Origin of the sequence: Pseudomonas mandelii (assembly GCF_006438925.1) — a bacterium.
Taxonomy (GTDB): domain Bacteria; phylum Pseudomonadota; class Gammaproteobacteria; order Pseudomonadales; family Pseudomonadaceae; genus Aquipseudomonas; species Aquipseudomonas mandelii_C.
On the sequence record NZ_RCZA01000016.1, the window covers coordinates 66,467 to 83,337 of the forward strand.

The following is a 16,871-nucleotide window of genomic DNA, read 5'->3' on the forward strand; positions in this document are numbered from 1 at the left end:
CAGGTCTCTCCATGATGGTTAACGCACTGCTCAGCGTCCAAGCATAGTTAAGGCTCTGTCATTCTGCTTTTGTCGTTTTGGCCGATCTGTTGCTGCAATGCTTGCTCCAGTTCGAGCATGGCGCGCTCTATAGCCTTGCTGCAATCGGCCACTTCGTCGTGATGAAACACTTCATGGCAGGCCTTTTCCAGCGCCTCGCAGCTGTCGATCACCCGGGACGCCTGGACGATTCGGGCGGCGCCCTTGATTTTGTGGGCGACGTCGAGAAATGGCTGAGGTTCTTTGGAGGGGGACAGCGCCAGCAGTTCTTGTCGGTCCAGACGGTTGCTGTTCAACAGTTCGGTCAACAGTCGCTGGTCCAATACCGGATCTCCGCCGGTCAAAAGACGCAGTCCTTGCAGGCTGAACGCGGGATCGCGGACGGTTGGCCTGATACCTTCAACCCACTGACTCAAGGCTGTCAGGGTAAGGGGCTTGAACAGGCAGTCGTCCATCCCGGCTTGTTTGCAGCGTTGTATTTCTTCCGGTTGTGCGTTGGCGGTAAAACCCAGCACGGTACAGGGCGGGCGGTGCGTTTGTTGTTCATGTCGGCGGATGGCGCGGGTCAGTTCGTATCCGTTCATGATCGGCATATTGCAATCGACAATCACCAGATCGAACGGCTCGACTTCCCATGCCTGAAACCCCGCCTGGCCATCCGGCGCGACGCTGAATCGGTGACCCAGAAACTCCAGTTGCTGGCACATGAGCAAGCGATTGGCGGGGTGATCGTCGACCACCAGAACATTCAAGGGGGTCGTCGTGGTGCGGATTTGCGCTTCAGCAGTCTCCGGCATCTGTACGAGTGGCAATGTTGCCAGGTGCAATGACACCTCGACGTGAGTGCCGACACCCGGCTGGCTGCTGAATTTCAGGCTGCCGCCCATCATTTCGCACAGGCTGCGGCTGATCACCAGCCCAAGCCCCGCACCGCCTCTGGCTGACTGCCCGGAGTGATCAGCCTGAGCGAAAGGTTCGAACAACCGCCGCTGATCCTGTTCACTGATCCCTATGCCGCTGTCGTGAACCTGCAACAGCATCCGGACCCGCTCAGGCTCGGCGGTTGGCTGCAGGTCGACGATGATTCTGATTTGGCCGTGCTCCGTAAACTTGATGGCGTTGCTCACCAGGTTGGACAGCACCTGCTTGAAGCGCATCGGGTCCAACAGGACATCAAACCCCGGATTGGCAGGGCGAAATTCCAGCAGCAGCCGGAGACTTTTCTGGCGCGCCAGTCCATCGAAGACCCGTACCACCGAGGCCACGATTTCACTTGGATTGACCCGTTCCGGGCTCAGGCTCAGCCGTCCGGATTCAATCCGTGCAATGTCGAGGATGTCCCCGATCAGCTCCAGCAGGTCCTTCGCCGAGTTGTACGCCACATCGATGGCCGGGCGATCCGGGTGCTCATGATCGATGCGTTTCAGCGTGAGCTCGAGCATGCCGATGACCGCATTCATTGGGGTGCGGATCTCATGGCTCATGGTCGCCAGAAAAGTGGTTTTGGCTCGGTTGGCTTCATCGGCACGTTCTTTGGCATAGCGCAGATCATCGAACAGTTGCCGCCGTTCGCTGATGTCGATCCAGCCGCCAATGATGCCTTGTACTTCACCGCTCGAATCACGGTAGGGAAGAATCCAGTGGTAAATCGTCAGTCTGCGGTCGCCGATGTGCAGCGCACGATCGAGAATCAGCGGTATGCCCTCGGCCACGACGCGCTGGTAATCGGCCTGATATTCCCGGGCTTCGAACGCATTGCTCATGTTGGCTTGCATGACGCCTTTGCCGATGACGTCTTCACGTCTCGCGCAGAAGGCTTCCAGGTAACTGTCGTTGCAGCTTTGCAGCAGTCCCTGGCGATCGCGCACGTAGATGGGATGAGGCGTCCCGTTGACCAGTGATCGCATGAATTCGAGTTGATCGTTCAACGCTCGCTCGGCCGCCTGACGCTGCTTTATCTGGCGACGCATGTAAGCGTTCCAGGCAATGGAAATCAGCAGCAGCACCCCGGCACCGATAACGATTTGGTAGAACAGACGGTGATAGTTGCGCCAGGTACTTTGCGAGGACGCCGAATAGCCGCGCCAGCGGCTGTTTATGATGCCCAGTTCTTCCGGCGCAATACTCAGCAGTGCCTTGTTGAGGATGGCGTTCAGTTCTTTGGCATCTCGGCCTGTGGCCAGGGAGAACGCGGCCTGCCGGGTGCCGATGGTGGTACTGATTTGAAGGGTGTGCTCGAAGAGCTGCGATGAGATGAAGTAGTTGGCAATCACCAGTGAGTTCACCGCACCTTCTGCCTTGCCCTCGGCCAGCAACTCCACGGCGCTGAACGTGTCCGGGGTTTCAATCAGCCTGATCCGCGGGAACTCGCTGCGCAGGTAATCCACCAGGGGATTGCCTTGGGCGATTGCCAGGCGTTTGTCCTGCAACTGCGCAAGGCTTGCCGGGCTGTCGGCGGCTTTGCGAGTCAACAGGACAAAGGAGTTTTGCAGGTAGGGGCGGGTGAAGTTCAACGTCGTTTCACGTTGGGCGCTGGGGAGCAGGGCGGCGATCAAGTCGGCCTTGTTGTCACTGATCTGCTCGATCATCTCGTCATCACTGCGGCTGCGACGGATGTCGAAGCGCATGCCGGTGCGCAATCTGATCAGCTCTAGCAAGTCCGCGGTAACCCCACGAAAGTTGCCATCACTGTCGAAAAACGACAGCGGCGCAAAAGCCTCATTGACCACCACACGCACTACCGGGTTTTGCGCCAGCCAGCGCTCCTCGTTGTGGGTGAGCTGCAGTTTTTGATCGGTGAGCAGCAGGTCACTGCCGGCACTCCAGCGCTTGGCAATGTTGTCTCGTTCGCTGGAGGGGATGGCCATGAGCATTGCGTTGATGATCCCGAGCAGTTGCAGGTTATCCTTGTGCACGGCAAAGCTGAAACCGTGTGCTTCGTGTTTGCCGAAGTTGGCCATGCGGATGTTGTTCAGATACCCCTTGTTGATCATGTAATGGGTAGAAATGGTGTCACCCAGAAAAACGTCAGCCTGGTCGAAGGCAACGGCATTGATCGCATTCTGGTAGGACGGAAAGGACGTGATGATCGCCCCCGGATACATTACCTTGACCTCCTCCAGTGGCAAATAGTGATACACCATGCTCAGCCGTAGACCGGCCAGGCCATCGGTCAAGGATCTGGTTTCACCTTCGCGTGTCACCAGAACCGGCTGGTCTACGGCGTAGGGAGTGGAAAGTACGATGTCAGCGTTGTGAGCTTCAAATCCATTGGCGGTCCCCAGCAAATCGATCTCACCGTTTTCGAGTGCCTCGATCGCGACCTCGCGGGACGCAAAGCGCAGAACCTTGATGGGCAAACCGGTTGTTTTGCCAAGGATACCTGCGTAATCGGCGGTAAAACCTTCGTAGTCGTGACCACTGATGGTCAGGTCGAAAGGGGGGTAGTCCGGGGCTGACGTGCCAAGGATCAGTTCCTGTTTATTCTCAATCCATTGTCGTTGTGATTTATCCAGTTGGACTTCCTGGTGTCCGGCCATCGAGCGACTCATCAGGGTGTAGTTCTCGCTGACGGTCTGTGCCGTGGCCACTGAGGTGTTCAGGCATAAACCTGCGGCCATGAGTGTCAAATAATCCTTTATACGACTGGGCATCCTGTCCCTCACACTAACGCGTTACGTTTTGCCATATCGATGAGTTCAACCAGGGATTTGGCCTTGAGTTTTTGCATGAGGCGTTTTTTATAAGTGCTGACAGTCTTGTTGCTCAGAAACATGCCTTTGGCAATTTCCTTGTTGGTGCGTCCTTGGGCAAAGAGTTGCAATACCATCAGTTCCCGGTCATTGACTGACTTGAACAGTTCCAGGTCGGCGAAACGTGCGTCATCACAGCGAACAGGATTCAAGGCCTGACTTGGGAAATAGTTGTAACCTGACAATACGGCCTTTATAGCGCTGACCAGCTCACTCAGGTCTTCCTGTTTGCACACATATCCCGATGCGCCGGATTGCATGCAGCGAATACCGAAAAGTGTCGGGCACTGTGCTGTCAATACCAATGTTTTCAGGCGGGTACTCATTGCGTTGAAACGGGCGAGAACTTCCAGCCCATCCAGTTTGGGAATACTGATGTCGAGAATGACCAGGTCAGGCATGCATTCGCGAACCATCTGCATGGCGTCGACCCCATTATCAGTTTCGCCGACGACTTTGTAACCTTCATGTTCAAGTAACATTCTGACGGCAAGGCGGATGACCGGGTGATCGTCGACAATAAAAACGGAGTTCATAATCAAATCCCATACGAGCTCTAATAAAGCGCGCACCTTAGCTCAGATAGTTGAGGCGACGCATGAGCTGACGGACCTGCAGCGGCAATATAGGAACAATCCTACAGCTGAAGAGGAATAGGACTACGTATCAACTAGGTTTTTTATGAAGAAGGGTAAAGGTTGTTGATAGTTAGTCGAGAGGTTGGAAGTGTTTAATTGTAAGTTTTGAGTTATGTTCGGGTTGAATTTTTAGTGCGCTTGTTATGCGATTTTTTACAATGAGGCCAAGGTCAACAAGTTTCTAAATTCGGATTGTTTCAGCGGTTTGATCAAGTACCCCAACAATGGCAGTCCGTGTTCGTTGGCCTTTTTTTCAAGTTTATCCAGTTCAACGGATGTCAGGCTGCTTAACAGTATCGCCTGTCTGATCATCCCCCGGTGGCTGGCGAATTCGACCAGATCAAGCCCGCAGAGGTCGGGCAGACATTGATCGCACAAAAGAATATCAAACGGTTGCACAGCCTTGAGCATTTGTTGCAAGGCGCCATCGGCACTGTCGGTGGTGGTCAGTTGGGTGAAACCGTAACTCTCAAGCAGGTATTGAGTCGCCCGGAGTTGGAAGGGATGGTCTTCCACTATCAATATGCGCAGATCGTCTTTGAACATAGGAGTATTCACGCTTCTTCTGTCGAGCTGAAGGAAGCGAGATTATTTCGCGAGGTTACCGAATAATCGATCAGTTAGCTCAGCACATGTTGTAGGGGGATTCGGCGAACGTTGAGTGCACTTGGGCTTTGAAAGGTCAATCAACCATTGCAGGCGGAGTAATGGTTGATCACCTGGGTCTCATCAGTGGCTCGAACGACCGGTCATCTCCAGCGCTATTTCGCTTGCATAGCTGTCGGTCATGCCGGCGATGAAATCAATCATCCGTAGAAACGAGGCGTGCAATGGGCCGTGAGAATCGGGCGCATTGTTACCCAACAGGTCGAGGACTCGGCGACTCTTGAAGGACGGCGTTCGACCGTTATGCTGTTCCAGTGCCGCGCCGCAGAAGGCATTGAGCAGGATTTCCAGCGTGGTATAGGCGCCGATTTCATGCAGGGTCTTGCGCTTGTCCTGGAAGATTTTTTTCCGCGCCATGTCCTTCGCATTCAGGACGCAACGCTTGGCAGGGCCGTGCATGTGCTCCACCAGATCACCGGGCAGCGTGCCAGCCAGCAACGCGTCCTGTTGCTCGACAAAGGCCCGGGCTGCGGCGTTGGTCAAGTGTTCAATGGCTTTGCCTCGCAGGATTGCCAGTTTGCGCCGGCGCGAATCCAGTGGACCAAGCTGGCGATAGGTTTCCGGCAAATCGTCACCCACAAGGTCCAGCAACAGGGACTCGACTTCGGCGTACTCCAGCAACTCCATTTCCAGACCGTCTTCCAGATCGATCAGCGCGTAGCAGATGTCATCGGCAGCCTCCATCAGATACACGAGCGGATGGCGCGCCCAACGTTGTTCCTCGAGTTGTGGCAGGCCGAGTTTATGGGCGATTTGTTCCAGAAGCGGTAATTCGCTCTGATAGCAGCCGAACTTGTGTTTCTTGTAGCCCAGTGAATCCGCGTGTTTTGCCGTCCATGGATACTTCAGATAAGTACCCAGCGTGGCGTAGGTCAGCCGGGTGCCGCCGTCGAACTGGTGATATTCCAGCTGGGTGAGTACCCGGAAGCCTTGGGCATTGCCTTCGAAATTGAGGAAGTCATTGCGTTCGACTTCGCTCATTGCATCCAGCCAGCCACGACCGGCGGCTTGCTGGAACCAGTGGCGAATTGCGTCTTCGCCGGAATGGCCGAAGGGCGGATTGCCGATGTCATGGGCCAGGCAAGCCGATTGCACCACCATGCCCAGGTCGCTGGGCTCGCACCAGTCGGGCAGGGCGCTGCGGATGGTTTCGCCAACGCGCATGCCCAGCGAACGGCCGACGCAGCTGACTTCCAGCGAGTGGGTCAGGCGCGTGTGGATATGATCGTTGCTGGTGACCGGATGGACCTGGGTCTTACGCCCGAGGCGGCGAAACGCACCCGAGAAAATGATCCGGTCGTGGTCTTTGTGGAAAGGACTGCGGCCGAGTTCTTCCGGGCTGTGCAGAGGCTTTCCGAGGCGTTCGCGGGTAAGCAGGGTTTGCCAATCCAAGGCGGGTTCTCTCCGTCAGGTGTTTGATTGCTTAAGCTTCCGGGTTCGCGTCCGGACCTGCAAGCGGAACTACAGCCCGGCGGCGTCGATATCGATGAGCAGCAGTCGCTCGCCGTGGTCGAAAAATTGCCCGGCGGTGAGGCAGTACTGGTTGGTGGTTGCATCGCGGTAAGTATTGGAGAGCGTCAACCTGCGCTCATCCCAACCCTCTGCCAGCAGATGATAGAAGTAGGGACGCCATGACCAGTTGTGACCCAGGTAGCGATTGTCGGCCTCCCAGCCGTTGTTGCGCCATTCAAGGTTGGGCGTCAGCTGCGTGCCGTGGCGGTCGCATTGGTAGAAGCGCAGCAGCCAGGGAAATGCATCCAGTTGTGGCAAGGCGCTGAGCGGTGCTTGGGCCTGAGCCCATGCTTGCAGGATGGTCATTAGCTCGCTGAGTTGCTGGCGCATGAGCATCAGGCGACCGCGCTCATCCAGCTTCTGCTGAACATAACGCTGACGCAGTTGTGCGAAGCGCTCGACAAAGGCGTCCGAGGCAAAGAAACCGGCTTGTGCCCGGGCGAACAGAAAACCCTGAACGTAGCGCGAACCGCACTCCAAAGCAAAACTCAGTTGAGCTTCGGTTTCCACCCCTTCGGCGATGATCCAGCAACCGGTTTTCTCCGCCATTTGCGCCAGAGCCTTGACCACGTCGCTGCTCGGTCCACCCAACGCAGCAGCCTGGAACAGGCGCATGTCGAGCTTGAGAATGTCCGGTTGCAGCGCGAGCACGCGATCAAGCTGAGAGTAACCGGCACCGAAGTCATCGATGGCGATCCGCGCGCCGGCCTGTCGGTAGCGCGCCACAACGTCGGCCAGGCGCTGAATATCGCCCCCCAGTTCGGTGATCTCGAAGACAATGCGTTGCGGGTCGACGTTGTGCTTGCTCAATTGCTTGAGGCTCGGTAGAGCCTGGTCCGGCCGCAAGCGGTTGATCCAGCGTGGCGATATGTTCAGGCTCAGAAACCAGTCCAGGGGCGCTTCATGCAGGCGGCTCAGCGCGTTATCGCGGATCTGGCGATCCAGACGACGCAGCGCGATAGCGGGCGTTCGCGGGTCGGCGAACAGCGGCCCCACCGAAGCCAGTTGTCCGTCAGCCTGGCGCAATCGACCCAGGGCCTCGATGCCAGCGATACGGCCGGTGGCGGTATCGATGAATGGTTGAAAACAGGCGAGCGGTTGCCCGTCGATCACGAGGCCTCCTTGGTCAGGTCTTGTTATTGGATAAAACCTGTTCACCGGGTAGGCACACAGGATTGAACCCCTCGATAAAGAGGTTCGATCCAGGTGTTGCAAGAATGCAGCCAGATAACGGCCTTAGTGGTGACGCGAAGAGCCTTGCATGACCAGCTTGATCAACGGCCCCAGCGTGGCGCCCAGACGAACCAGTCGAGTGAGGCTGCTGACGCCACCGCTCTTGGCGCCCTTACCCGTCAGAAAGCCCAGCAAGGTGACGGCAGCCACGCCCCAGAGTGGAGCGTGCTTGATGCCGAAGCCATCCTGCAGGTTTTGCGTCATCCCGCGCACGCGCTGCAAGGGTTGCAGCAGTTGCGCGGATTCGTGGCGGATTTCCTGACGATGCATTTCCATGCGCAGGCGAATCAGCGCCTTGCGCATTTCGGTGCGCGAGCTGTTGTGAGGCAGTTCAGGCAGGCTCATGGCAGCAGACGCTCCCGATCGTTGGCCAACTCTTCCAGGGTGCCGTGGAAGGGCGAGGACTCATCGTAAATCGCCGCTCTCAAGCGCATCGCACAGAAAATGGCCGCGAGTGTGTAGAAAACACAGAGCCCGATGATGGCCGCCAGGCGATAGGTGTCCCAAAACAGGATCAACACCAGCGTCGACAACCCCACCAGCAACAGCAAGGCAAAAACCAGCGCCAGGCCTGCGAATAGCAACAGGCTTACCGTGCGGGCTTTTTGTTCCTGCAATTCGATGCCGAACAGTTCGACATGGCTGTGCAGCAGTCCAAGAAAAGCAGCACCCAGGCGCCGCGTTGAGGAGCTTGGGCCCGTCGCGGACGAGCCGGATTCGCCGATCGCCATATCAGCGCCGAGTGGCCAGCAAGCCAATCAGGAAACCCACGCCGGCCGCGATCCCGACCGATTGCCATGGGTTGGCCTGGACATAGTCTTCGGTGGCGGTAACGGCAGCCTTGCTGCGTTCGCGCAGGGAATCTTCGGTCAATTTCAAGGTTTCGCGCGCACGCAGCAGACTGTCGTGGATTTGCTCGCGCAGCTCGTCAGCCTGATCGCCGGCCAACGTTGCAGTGTGTTCCAGCAACCGTTCGGTGTCGTTGACCAGAGTCTGAAAATCGTTCATCAGGATTTCTTGAGCAGTCTTTGCCTTGATGCTGGCCATGGGTGGATCTCCGTAAGTGGCTTCTGAAGCGTTCGAGTATGAGCCTTGCGCGAAGGTTCAGTACAAATGACTGGTACAACTTTTGCTACGTCGTGGTGCGTCTGCCTGCGCCGTTGCGCTGTTGCTGGGCAGGATTCGAGCAAAACCTTATCTCAAATAATGAAAACTCGCGCAAAGGTTCCAACCTTGTGCGCCAAAGCGGCTCATCGGGGGCTATCTGCTGATCCCGACAAGGTGCAACTTGGTGCATGAATTGTCTGCGCGAACTGCTTTGGTGCTTTTTTAGCCTTCAGGTCTGCCAACCCCATGGAAAATCTGCAAAGCGCTGTGGACAGTCTGGTCCATAGCTCCAATACGTTGTTCATTCTGATCGGCGCGGTCATGGTGCTGGCGATGCACGCCGGTTTTGCCTTTCTTGAAGTCGGCACGGTTCGACAAAAGAACCAGGTCAATGCCTTGTCGAAGATTCTCAGTGACTTCGCCATTTCGACCCTGGCCTACTTCTTTATAGGCTATTGGATTTCCTATGGGGTGACCTTCATGCAACCGGCGGCTGTGATCAATGCTGATCATGGCTATGGGCTGGTGAAGTTTTTCTTCCTGCTGACCTTTGCTGCGGCGATACCCGCGATCATTTCCGGGGGCATCGCCGAGCGTGCCCGGTTCGTTCCGCAGTTGTGCGCCACGGCATTGATCGTAGCGTTCATCTATCCGTTCTTCGAGGGCATGATCTGGAACGGCAACTTTGGCTTGCAAGCCTGGTTGCTGGAGCACTTTGGCGCCAGTTTCCATGATTTCGCCGGCTCGGTGGTGGTTCACGCCATGGGCGGTTGGCTGGCTCTGGCGGCGGTGTTGTTGCTCGGGCCGCGCAATGGTCGTTATCGCGAAGGACGACTGGTGGCGTTCGCGCCCTCGAGCATTCCCTTTTTGGCGCTGGGGTCGTGGATCCTGATCGTTGGCTGGTTCGGTTTCAACGTGATGAGCGCGCAAACCTTGCAAGGTGTCAGCGGACTGGTGGCGGTGAACTCGTTGATGGCCATGGTCGGCGGTACCGTGGCGGCGCTGATCGTCGGGCGCAATGACCCGGGCTTTCTGCATAACGGCCCGCTGGCCGGGCTGGTGGCGATCTGCGCCGGTTCCGATCTGATGCATCCGGTGGGCGCGCTGATCACTGGCGTCATCGCCGGCGCATTGTTTGTATGGTGCTTCACTGCGGCTCAAGTCAAATGGCGCATCGACGATGTGCTGGGGGTTTGGCCGTTGCATGGTTTGTGTGGCGTCTGGGGCGGAATCGCCTGCGGCATTTTCGGCCAGAGCGCGCTGGGTGGGCTGGGCGGCGTGAGTCTGATCAGCCAGTTGATCGGCACTGCGTTGGGGGTGGTTGTGGCGCTGGCGGGTGGCTTTGCCGTGTATGGCACGATCAAGGCGTTCCATGGTCTGCGCCTGAGTCAGGAAGAAGAGTATTACGGCGCTGACTTGTCGGTGCACAAGATTGGCGCTGTGAGCCAGGACTAGGTCTCTTCGTCGTCAGCGCCAGGATAGAAACCGTGCAGCAGACGATAGCGGTCGTGCCGAATCTGGTCGGCCCGCTCCTGTACCTGATGCGCGGGTAATCCCAGCATGATCAGCGCGTGGGAGGCGAGCATCAGGCTCGACTCCAGCAGTTCAGGCACGACTTCGCTGGCGCCGGCTGCCTTCAACTCGGCCAGTTGGCTGTCGTCGCGCGTGCGCACCAGAATCGGCACGGTCGCGTTGAGTCGCCGTGCTTCCTTGAGGATCAGCAACGCGATGTCGGCCTGATCCACGGCGATCACCAACAGCCTGGCGCGCTCCAGCCCTATCGCGACCAGCAGTTCACCGCGACGTGAGTCGCCATAATGCACACAGGTTTCACCATCGGCGGCTTCGTGGACACGCACCGGATCAGTATCCAGTGCGATGTAGGGTTGCTGCGCGTTGCGTAGTGCGCGTCCGATTGACTGACCTACACGACCGTAGCCACATATAACGACATGGTTGTGTAACCCGGCATTGAGCGCGCTGATTTCTTCAAGTTTTGCTTCTTCGTTGGGTTTGCGGTGCAGGCGTGTGGCGATGTGGGGCGCGGCGCGCAGCAACAACGGCGTGACTAGCATCGAACAGAAGGTCGCCGCCAGCAGCAGGCCGCCAAAATCCGCGGGCATCAGTTTGTTCTGCTGCATCTGTGCCATCAGCGCAAAGCAGAACTCGCCGCCCTGGGCCAATGCCAGGCCGCTGCGCCAGGCGGTTTCGCCATCGCTGCCACGCCATTTGACCAGCAGCGCAACGACGCTGCCCTTCAGCAGCAACAACCCCAGGGTCAGGCCGAGAATCAGCAGGCCGTGGCTGGCGAACAACTGCAAGTCGATCAGCATGCCGATACTGACGAAGAACAGCCCGAGCAGGATGTCGCGGAACGGGCGGATGTCGGCCTCGATCTGATGCCGGTAGTGGCTTTCCCCCAGCAGCATGCCGGCGAGAAACGCACCCAGAGCGGGGGAGAGACCGAGCAGGTGCGTCAGCCACGCTGTCAGCAGAACAATGACCAGCGCCAGTAGCACGAACAGTTCCGGGGAACGGGCAGCCGCCACTTCATGGAACAGCCGCGGCAGTACCCAGCGACTGGCCAGCAGCAGACCGACGAACAATACGACGGTTTTACCCAGCGTCAGTGGCAGCGCCCAATACCAGGCCTGGTCGCTGCTGCCAGCGAACACCGGCACCAGGGTCAGCAGCAATACCGCCACGACGTCCTGGAACAGCAATACGGCGATGGCATTCTGGCCGTGACTGCTGAAAATCTCGCCGAGACTGCTCAGCTCTTTACTGACAATGGCCGTGGAAGACAGCGACAGGCCGGCGCCGAGTAACAGCGCAGGCGTGATCGGCATGCCGAGCAGCATCAGTAAACCCCCTAGCAGCATCCCGGAGCACAGCACCTGTAGGCTGCCAAGCCCAAACACCACTCGTCGCAACGCGAGCATCTTCGACAGGGAAAATTCCAGCCCGAGGGAGAACAGCAGGAACACCACGCCTAACTCGGCGAGGTCCGGCAGCTCTTCGTTTTCGTTAACCCAGTTGAATGCGGTCGGCCCGATCATCAGCCCCACGCACAGGTAGCCCAGTACTGGCGGCAATCGCAGGCGCTGGAACAGTGCAATCACCACCAGGGAGGAGGCGAGGATGATCAACAGGTTGGCGAACACAAAAAACTCCGGGATGGACGCTGACCAGTCAAGCGTAGAGGCAAATAATCCGTGAGCATCGCGCAAAGGATGTTGAAGGCGACTGATGTGCGTCAGCGTATTGCCGCTCTCCGTTGCCGATATGACTCAAGGGTAGAGTATTCAATGGCTCGACGGCTTTTCAGGGCAGGCCTAGAATAGTTACTTAATTTTTTTTCGGTTGAGCGCTCATGCTTCCTGAATGTCAGCTGTTCGGCACCGTTGGTTGCCATCTTTGTGAAGTCGCTGAAGCCATGCTGATGGAATTTGTCGAGCGCGAGGGTCTGCTGGTGGAGCTGGTGGATATTGCTGACGACGAAACATGGTTCGAAGCTTACAGTCTGCGTATTCCGGTGTTAAGACGGGTCGACACCGGCGCTGAGTTGGCCTGGCCATTCAGCACCGAGCAGGTGGTGGCACTCCTGCGTTGATCGGTTTTTTGCGGTGGCGGTGTTCCCGCCTGTCGAACTCTGCGATGGATCCCCTTGGCTTTACCGGCACTGATCGGATACTGTATGCACATACAGTTATTCGTGATGCCTGCCTTGCACCCCTGGTTTTCGGGTTTGGGCAAGCGGTCCGGGCGTGAGAGGGATGAATCGTGGTCAATGTCGAACAATTGAAGAACAGCGTGAACCGGATGTCGGCGGACGTGGTGCGCGAGGCTGTCCTCGAATTGCGTCTGGATGGCCTGGTGACAGAAGGGAAAACTCCCTTCAATAAACTGCATTTCAATACCTGTTTCGCCGAAATCGAAGCCTTGTTCCAGCGCGCGGGCTATCACCGGCAGTTGGATGTCGTGGGCTATCAGGGTTTGTTGTATGCGCTTTATGACCCTGGTCGATGGGAGGCGGTTGATGTGCTGCGCTGGCTCAAGGAGTTCACCGAAGCAGCAGCGCGCACGCAGATACCGGCTTGAGGATTCTCTTCTAGGTTCGTTCCGGCCGCTGTTGGATAATGCCGCCCTGTATTGAGGGTTAGAACTTTCGTATGTCCACTTCATCTTTTTCTGCTGCACACAACCAGGCCAGCACGCTCTACTTGCCGCCTGGTCCGTGGCAGACCGTACTCGATTGTCTGTGCGAACACTTCAGCGCCATCGGTCGTGAACAATGGCTGGACAGAATCGCTCGCGGTCGTGTTCTCGACGGTCACGGCATGCCGATCGCCCTTGATCTGCCTTACAAGGAAGGCTTGCGGATTCATTATTTCCGTGAGGTGCCGGACGAAAAGGCGATCCCGGTGGTTGAGTCGATTCTGTACGCGGATGAGCATCTGGTCGTGGCGGACAAGCCGCATTTTCTGCCAGTGACTCCGGCGGGTGAATACGTGGAACAGACCCTGTTGCGACGGCTGATCCGTCGACTCGATAACCCGCATCTGGTGCCTTTGCATCGCATTGACCGGCACACAGCGGGGCTGGTGCTGTTTTCCGCCAACCCTCAGAGCCGTTCTGCCTATCAGTCGTTGTTTCCGACACGGCAGATCGAAAAGCGCTACGAGGCAATTGCCCGAGCGTTGCCTGAACGCTCTTTTCCATTGGTCCATAAGAGTCGCCTCATCGATGGCGAGCCTTTCTTCCGCATGCAGGAAGGTCCGGGCGTCAGCAATACCGAAACGGCTGTCGACGTCAGGGAGAAGAACGGTGATCTCTGGCGTTATGCGCTTTACCCGGTGACAGGCAAGAAGCATCAGTTGCGGGTGCACATGACAGCCTTGGGCGCCAGCATCTGCAACGACCCGTTTTATCCGCAGGTACTCAAGGATGTTGAGGATGACTATGCCAATCCTTTGAAACTGCTCGCTCAGGGATTACGGTTTGTGGACCCGGTCACCGGCGAGGAAAGAGCATTCGAAAGCACCATCACCCTGCAGTGGTGATCAAGAGGTTCAGCGAATCTGCTGATCTTCAGCCACGAAAAAGCCCGCATAAAGCGGGCTTTTCCATATCCGGTTGTCACCGCAAAAATTACAGCTCTTTAACGGTACGAACCTGATCCTTGTTGATGCGGGTCTGCTTGCCATCCAGTTGTTCGAATTCGTAGAAACCCGAATCCTTATCGAACTTTGGCGCGTCGACAGCCTGGATTTCTCGACCGTCATTCAAGGTGATCACTGTAGGCGATGCGCAACCGGCGAGGGTAGCGAGGCCCAGTGCGAGCATGAAAGTGGCGAGGGACCGTTGAGTCATGAGTGTGTCTCCGAATATGAATTCTTTTGGTTACTGAGCTTGAGACGTGTACAGCGCGCGCAAGTTCCTTCTCCTGTCAGTCTGACACAGTGTAGTTGGCACTTAACAGTTCTGGTGTGTTGAGGTTGGCCAGGCGTGGATCATTGTCGGGGCATTGCAGGGCGGTAGCGCCCAGTTTGCGCATGAGGCGACCCGGGCTGCGTTCACCGTCGTTCCAGGCGCTTTCGATATCGGCCGAGAGCGCCACGGGGATGATGCATAGCAAAGGTTCCCAATGTTCGCCATGGCGCAGCATCAGCGGTTGGTCCGGGTGCTGGCTAGCGGATTCACGCATGCTATTGAGCAACTCAGCATCAATACGCGGTACGTCGCAAGGCAGCACCAGCAGATGCGCATGGCGGGCGGCCTTCAGGCCTGCGCGAATCCCGGCCAGGGGGCCAGGAAAGTCGCCTTCATCGTCATGAACGAGCTGGTCGGCGTAGGGCGCGTACTTTTCCAGGTTTCTGTTGCAGGAGATGATCAGGTCATCGCTCAGTGAACGGGTCTTGCGGTGCAAGTGGGCAATCAATGGCTCGCCGTGCCATTCCAGCAGCCCTTTGTCCTGACCGCCCATGCGTTGGCCACGACCACCTGCCAGGAGCAGAATGGAGCAGGGCGGCAAATGTGTATTCGAGGTCATGGCAGGTCTCCATGGGGGCGGCGAAAAAATGAGGCGCTGTGATATAACACCGGGCTGTTTCTCCTACAACTGGATGAGCCTATGAAAGCCAAGGCTGATGTACCTTTCGCACCGCTCAACATCGCGGTGCTGACGGTCAGCGATACCCGTACCCTGGAAACCGATACCTCAGGCCAGGTCTTCGTCGACCGTTTGAGCGCTGCCGGCCATAACCTGGCGGCCCGGGTTCTGCTCAAAGATGATCTCTACAAAATTCGCGCGCAAGTCGCCACGTGGATTGCCGACGATGTCGTGCAGGTGGTGCTGATCACTGGCGGTACCGGTTTCACGGGACGCGACAGCACTCCGGAAGCGGTGAGTTGCCTGCTGGATAAACAGGTCGACGGTTTTGGTGAGCTGTTCAGGCAGATATCGGTGGCGGATATTGGCACCTCTACTGTTCAGTCCCGTGCCCTGGCCGGCTTGTCCAATAGCACGCTGGTCTGCTGTTTACCGGGTTCGACCAATGCCGTGCGCACCGGTTGGGATGGCATTCTTGCCGAGCAGCTGGATTCGCGGCACCGGCCGTGCAACTTCGTCGCTCATCTCAAACAGGCGGCACCCTGTGAATCCCGCGGGTAAGCCAGGCAAGACTGGCAGTCTGATGGCTGTCGAGGTGGCACTGGCACGCTTGCTGGCAATGGCCGAAGCCTCACCGATTTGTGAGCGTGAACGCTTGCCATTGGCGCAGGTTCAGGGCCGGGTGTTGGCCGATGACATGGTCTCGACGCTTGATCTGCCACCGTGGCCTAACAGTGCCATGGACGGTTATGCCTTGCGCGTGGCCGACTGGACGGGAGAGCCACTGGTGGTCAGCCAGAAGATTTTTGCCGGTCAGGCTCCGGAGCCCTTGAAGCCTGGCACCTGTGCACGAATCTTCACCGGTGCGCCAGTGCCCGCGGGTGCAGATTGCGTCGAGATGCAGGAAAACACCGAGGTTCAGGCGGATGAGCGAGTACGTTTCACCGAAACCATGGCCCCAGGACAAAACATTCGTCCTCAAGGCCAGGAAGCTACTGTTGGTGAATTGATTCTGCCAGCCGGCACGCGCCTCGGGCCGATCGAACAGGGGTTGGCTGCATCGCTGGGATGCGCAGAGCTGGACGTGATTCGCAAGGTTCGCGTTGCTGTTCTGTCCACCGGGGATGAGCTGATTGAACCGGGTCAGGCTCTGGGGCCGGGACAGATCTACAACAGCAATCGAGTGTTGCTGTGCAGTTGGTTGCAGCGCTTGGGCTGTGAGGTGATCGATGCCGGTATTCTTCCGGATGATTTAGCAACCACTCGCGCTCGCCTGGGTGAATTGAAAGATGTCGATCTGATCCTTTCCACCGGTGGTGTCTCGGTGGGAGAGGCTGACTTTCTGGGCATTGCCTTGCGTGACGAGGGCGAGTTGACGTTGTGGAAACTCGCCATCAAACCCGGAAAACCGCTGACATTCGGGCATTTTCGCGGCGTACCTGTGATTGGTTTACCTGGCAATCCGGCTTCAACGCTGGTGACCTTTGCTTTGTTGGCAAGGCCCTATCTCTTGCGCCGACAGGGTGTAAAAGAGGTTGAGCCCCTGAAGTTTCAGGTGCCAGCAGGGTTTGCATGGCCAAAAGCAGGCAATCGACGCGAGTACTTGCGCGGACGTCTGGAGAGTGGCCGGGCAATTATCTACAGGAATCAGAGTTCTGGTGTACTGCGTAGCGCTGCCTGGGCTGATGGTCTGGTTGAGGTGCTGGAGGATCGCACGCTGATCGAAGGTGACTACGTGGGCTTCATCCCGCTGAGCGAAGTCCTGAGCTGACTCCTGGCGCTGACTTACGGCGCAAACCCGGTTGATCGAAC

The 16,871-nt window shown here is 57.5% G+C and carries 17 protein-coding genes; 6 read left to right on the forward strand and 11 right to left on the reverse strand.

Features of this window, described 5'->3' with window-relative positions:
- Nucleotides 1–47: 47 nt before the first annotated feature.
- The 8 genes from EAH74_RS29110 to EAH74_RS29145 form a co-directional block, all read right to left on the reverse strand.
- Nucleotides 48–3,692 carry a transporter substrate-binding domain-containing protein gene (locus EAH74_RS29110; protein ID WP_140683424.1) on the reverse strand — a complete coding sequence of 1,215 codons (3,645 nt, stop codon included), beginning with the start codon at nucleotides 3,690–3,692 and terminating at the stop codon, nucleotides 48–50.
- An 8-nt stretch (nucleotides 3,693–3,700) separates the two neighbouring features.
- The gene (locus EAH74_RS29115; RefSeq protein ID WP_046049241.1) at nucleotides 3,701–4,327 is read right to left on the reverse strand and encodes a response regulator transcription factor; all 627 of its coding nucleotides are present in this window, start codon (nucleotides 4,325–4,327) and stop codon (nucleotides 3,701–3,703) included.
- 255 nt (nucleotides 4,328–4,582) lie between these two features.
- Nucleotides 4,583–4,975, reverse strand: coding sequence for a response regulator (locus EAH74_RS29120; RefSeq protein WP_140683427.1), 393 nt, complete (start codon nucleotides 4,973–4,975; stop codon nucleotides 4,583–4,585).
- Between the two features lie 183 nt (nucleotides 4,976–5,158).
- A complete protein-coding gene (locus tag EAH74_RS29125) occupies nucleotides 5,159–6,487 on the reverse strand; it encodes a deoxyguanosinetriphosphate triphosphohydrolase (RefSeq protein WP_140683430.1) in 1,329 nt (442 codons plus the stop codon).
- Between the two features lie 69 nt (nucleotides 6,488–6,556).
- Nucleotides 6,557–7,720, reverse strand: a complete 1,164-nt coding sequence (locus tag EAH74_RS29130; protein ID WP_140683433.1) for an EAL domain-containing protein — start codon at nucleotides 7,718–7,720, stop codon at nucleotides 6,557–6,559.
- A 123-nt stretch (nucleotides 7,721–7,843) separates the two neighbouring features.
- Entirely contained in the window at nucleotides 7,844–8,185 is a 342-nt protein-coding gene (locus EAH74_RS29135) for a hypothetical protein (RefSeq protein ID WP_140683436.1), read from the reverse strand.
- Nucleotides 8,182–8,571 carry a phage holin family protein gene (locus EAH74_RS29140; protein WP_140683439.1) on the reverse strand — a complete coding sequence of 130 codons (390 nt, stop codon included), beginning with the start codon at nucleotides 8,569–8,571 and terminating at the stop codon, nucleotides 8,182–8,184. Before EAH74_RS29140 ends, EAH74_RS29135 begins: the two co-directional genes overlap by 4 nt.
- A 1-nt stretch (nucleotide 8,572) precedes the next feature.
- Nucleotides 8,573–8,887, reverse strand: coding sequence for a DUF883 family protein (locus EAH74_RS29145; RefSeq protein ID WP_140683442.1), 315 nt, complete (start codon nucleotides 8,885–8,887; stop codon nucleotides 8,573–8,575).
- 306 nt (nucleotides 8,888–9,193) lie between these two features.
- Here EAH74_RS29145 and EAH74_RS29150 point away from each other — a divergent pair, with 306 nt between their 5' ends.
- On the forward strand, nucleotides 9,194–10,402 hold the full coding sequence (locus EAH74_RS29150) for an ammonium transporter (protein ID WP_140683445.1): 1,209 nt from the start codon (nucleotides 9,194–9,196) through the stop codon (nucleotides 10,400–10,402).
- On the opposite strand, the gene EAH74_RS29155 is transcribed toward EAH74_RS29150, so the two are convergent.
- Complete coding sequence (locus tag EAH74_RS29155) at nucleotides 10,399–12,111, reverse strand: cation:proton antiporter (protein WP_140683448.1); 1,713 nt, start codon at nucleotides 12,109–12,111, stop codon at nucleotides 10,399–10,401. The genes EAH74_RS29150 and EAH74_RS29155 overlap by 4 nt on opposite strands.
- Nucleotides 12,112–12,320: 209 nt before the next feature.
- On the opposite strand from EAH74_RS29155, the gene EAH74_RS29160 reads away from it, so the two are divergent.
- The 3 genes from EAH74_RS29160 to EAH74_RS29170 all read left to right on the forward strand — a co-directional run bounded on the left by EAH74_RS29160 (nucleotide 12,321) and on the right by EAH74_RS29170 (nucleotide 14,010).
- Nucleotides 12,321–12,560, forward strand: a complete 240-nt coding sequence (locus EAH74_RS29160) for a glutaredoxin family protein (RefSeq protein ID WP_140683451.1) — start codon at nucleotides 12,321–12,323, stop codon at nucleotides 12,558–12,560.
- 170 nt (nucleotides 12,561–12,730) lie between these two features.
- Nucleotides 12,731–13,048: a hypothetical protein gene (locus tag EAH74_RS29165; RefSeq protein ID WP_008145883.1), complete on the forward strand. Its 318-nt coding sequence runs from the start codon at nucleotides 12,731–12,733 to the stop codon at nucleotides 13,046–13,048.
- A 71-nt stretch (nucleotides 13,049–13,119) separates the two neighbouring features.
- Nucleotides 13,120–14,010 carry a pseudouridine synthase gene (locus EAH74_RS29170; protein ID WP_140683454.1) on the forward strand — a complete coding sequence of 297 codons (891 nt, stop codon included), beginning with the start codon at nucleotides 13,120–13,122 and terminating at the stop codon, nucleotides 14,008–14,010.
- A gap of 88 nt (nucleotides 14,011–14,098) precedes the next feature.
- Here EAH74_RS29170 and EAH74_RS29175 read toward each other — a convergent pair whose 3' ends face one another.
- Nucleotides 14,099–14,320, reverse strand: a complete 222-nt coding sequence (locus EAH74_RS29175; RefSeq protein ID WP_140683457.1) for a YgdI/YgdR family lipoprotein — start codon at nucleotides 14,318–14,320, stop codon at nucleotides 14,099–14,101.
- 76 nt (nucleotides 14,321–14,396) lie between these two features.
- Entirely contained in the window at nucleotides 14,397–14,999 is a 603-nt protein-coding gene (mobA, locus tag EAH74_RS29180; RefSeq protein ID WP_140683460.1) for a molybdenum cofactor guanylyltransferase MobA, read from the reverse strand.
- 81 nt (nucleotides 15,000–15,080) lie between these two features.
- Here mobA and moaB point away from each other — a divergent pair, with 81 nt between their 5' ends.
- A complete protein-coding gene (gene moaB, locus EAH74_RS29185; protein ID WP_123368959.1) occupies nucleotides 15,081–15,620 on the forward strand; it encodes a molybdenum cofactor biosynthesis protein B in 540 nt (179 codons plus the stop codon).
- Nucleotides 15,604–16,830, forward strand: coding sequence for a molybdopterin molybdotransferase MoeA (locus tag EAH74_RS29190; RefSeq protein ID WP_140683463.1), 1,227 nt, complete (start codon nucleotides 15,604–15,606; stop codon nucleotides 16,828–16,830). Before moaB ends, EAH74_RS29190 begins: the two co-directional genes overlap by 17 nt.
- The last annotated feature ends 41 nt before the right edge of the window (nucleotides 16,831–16,871 follow it).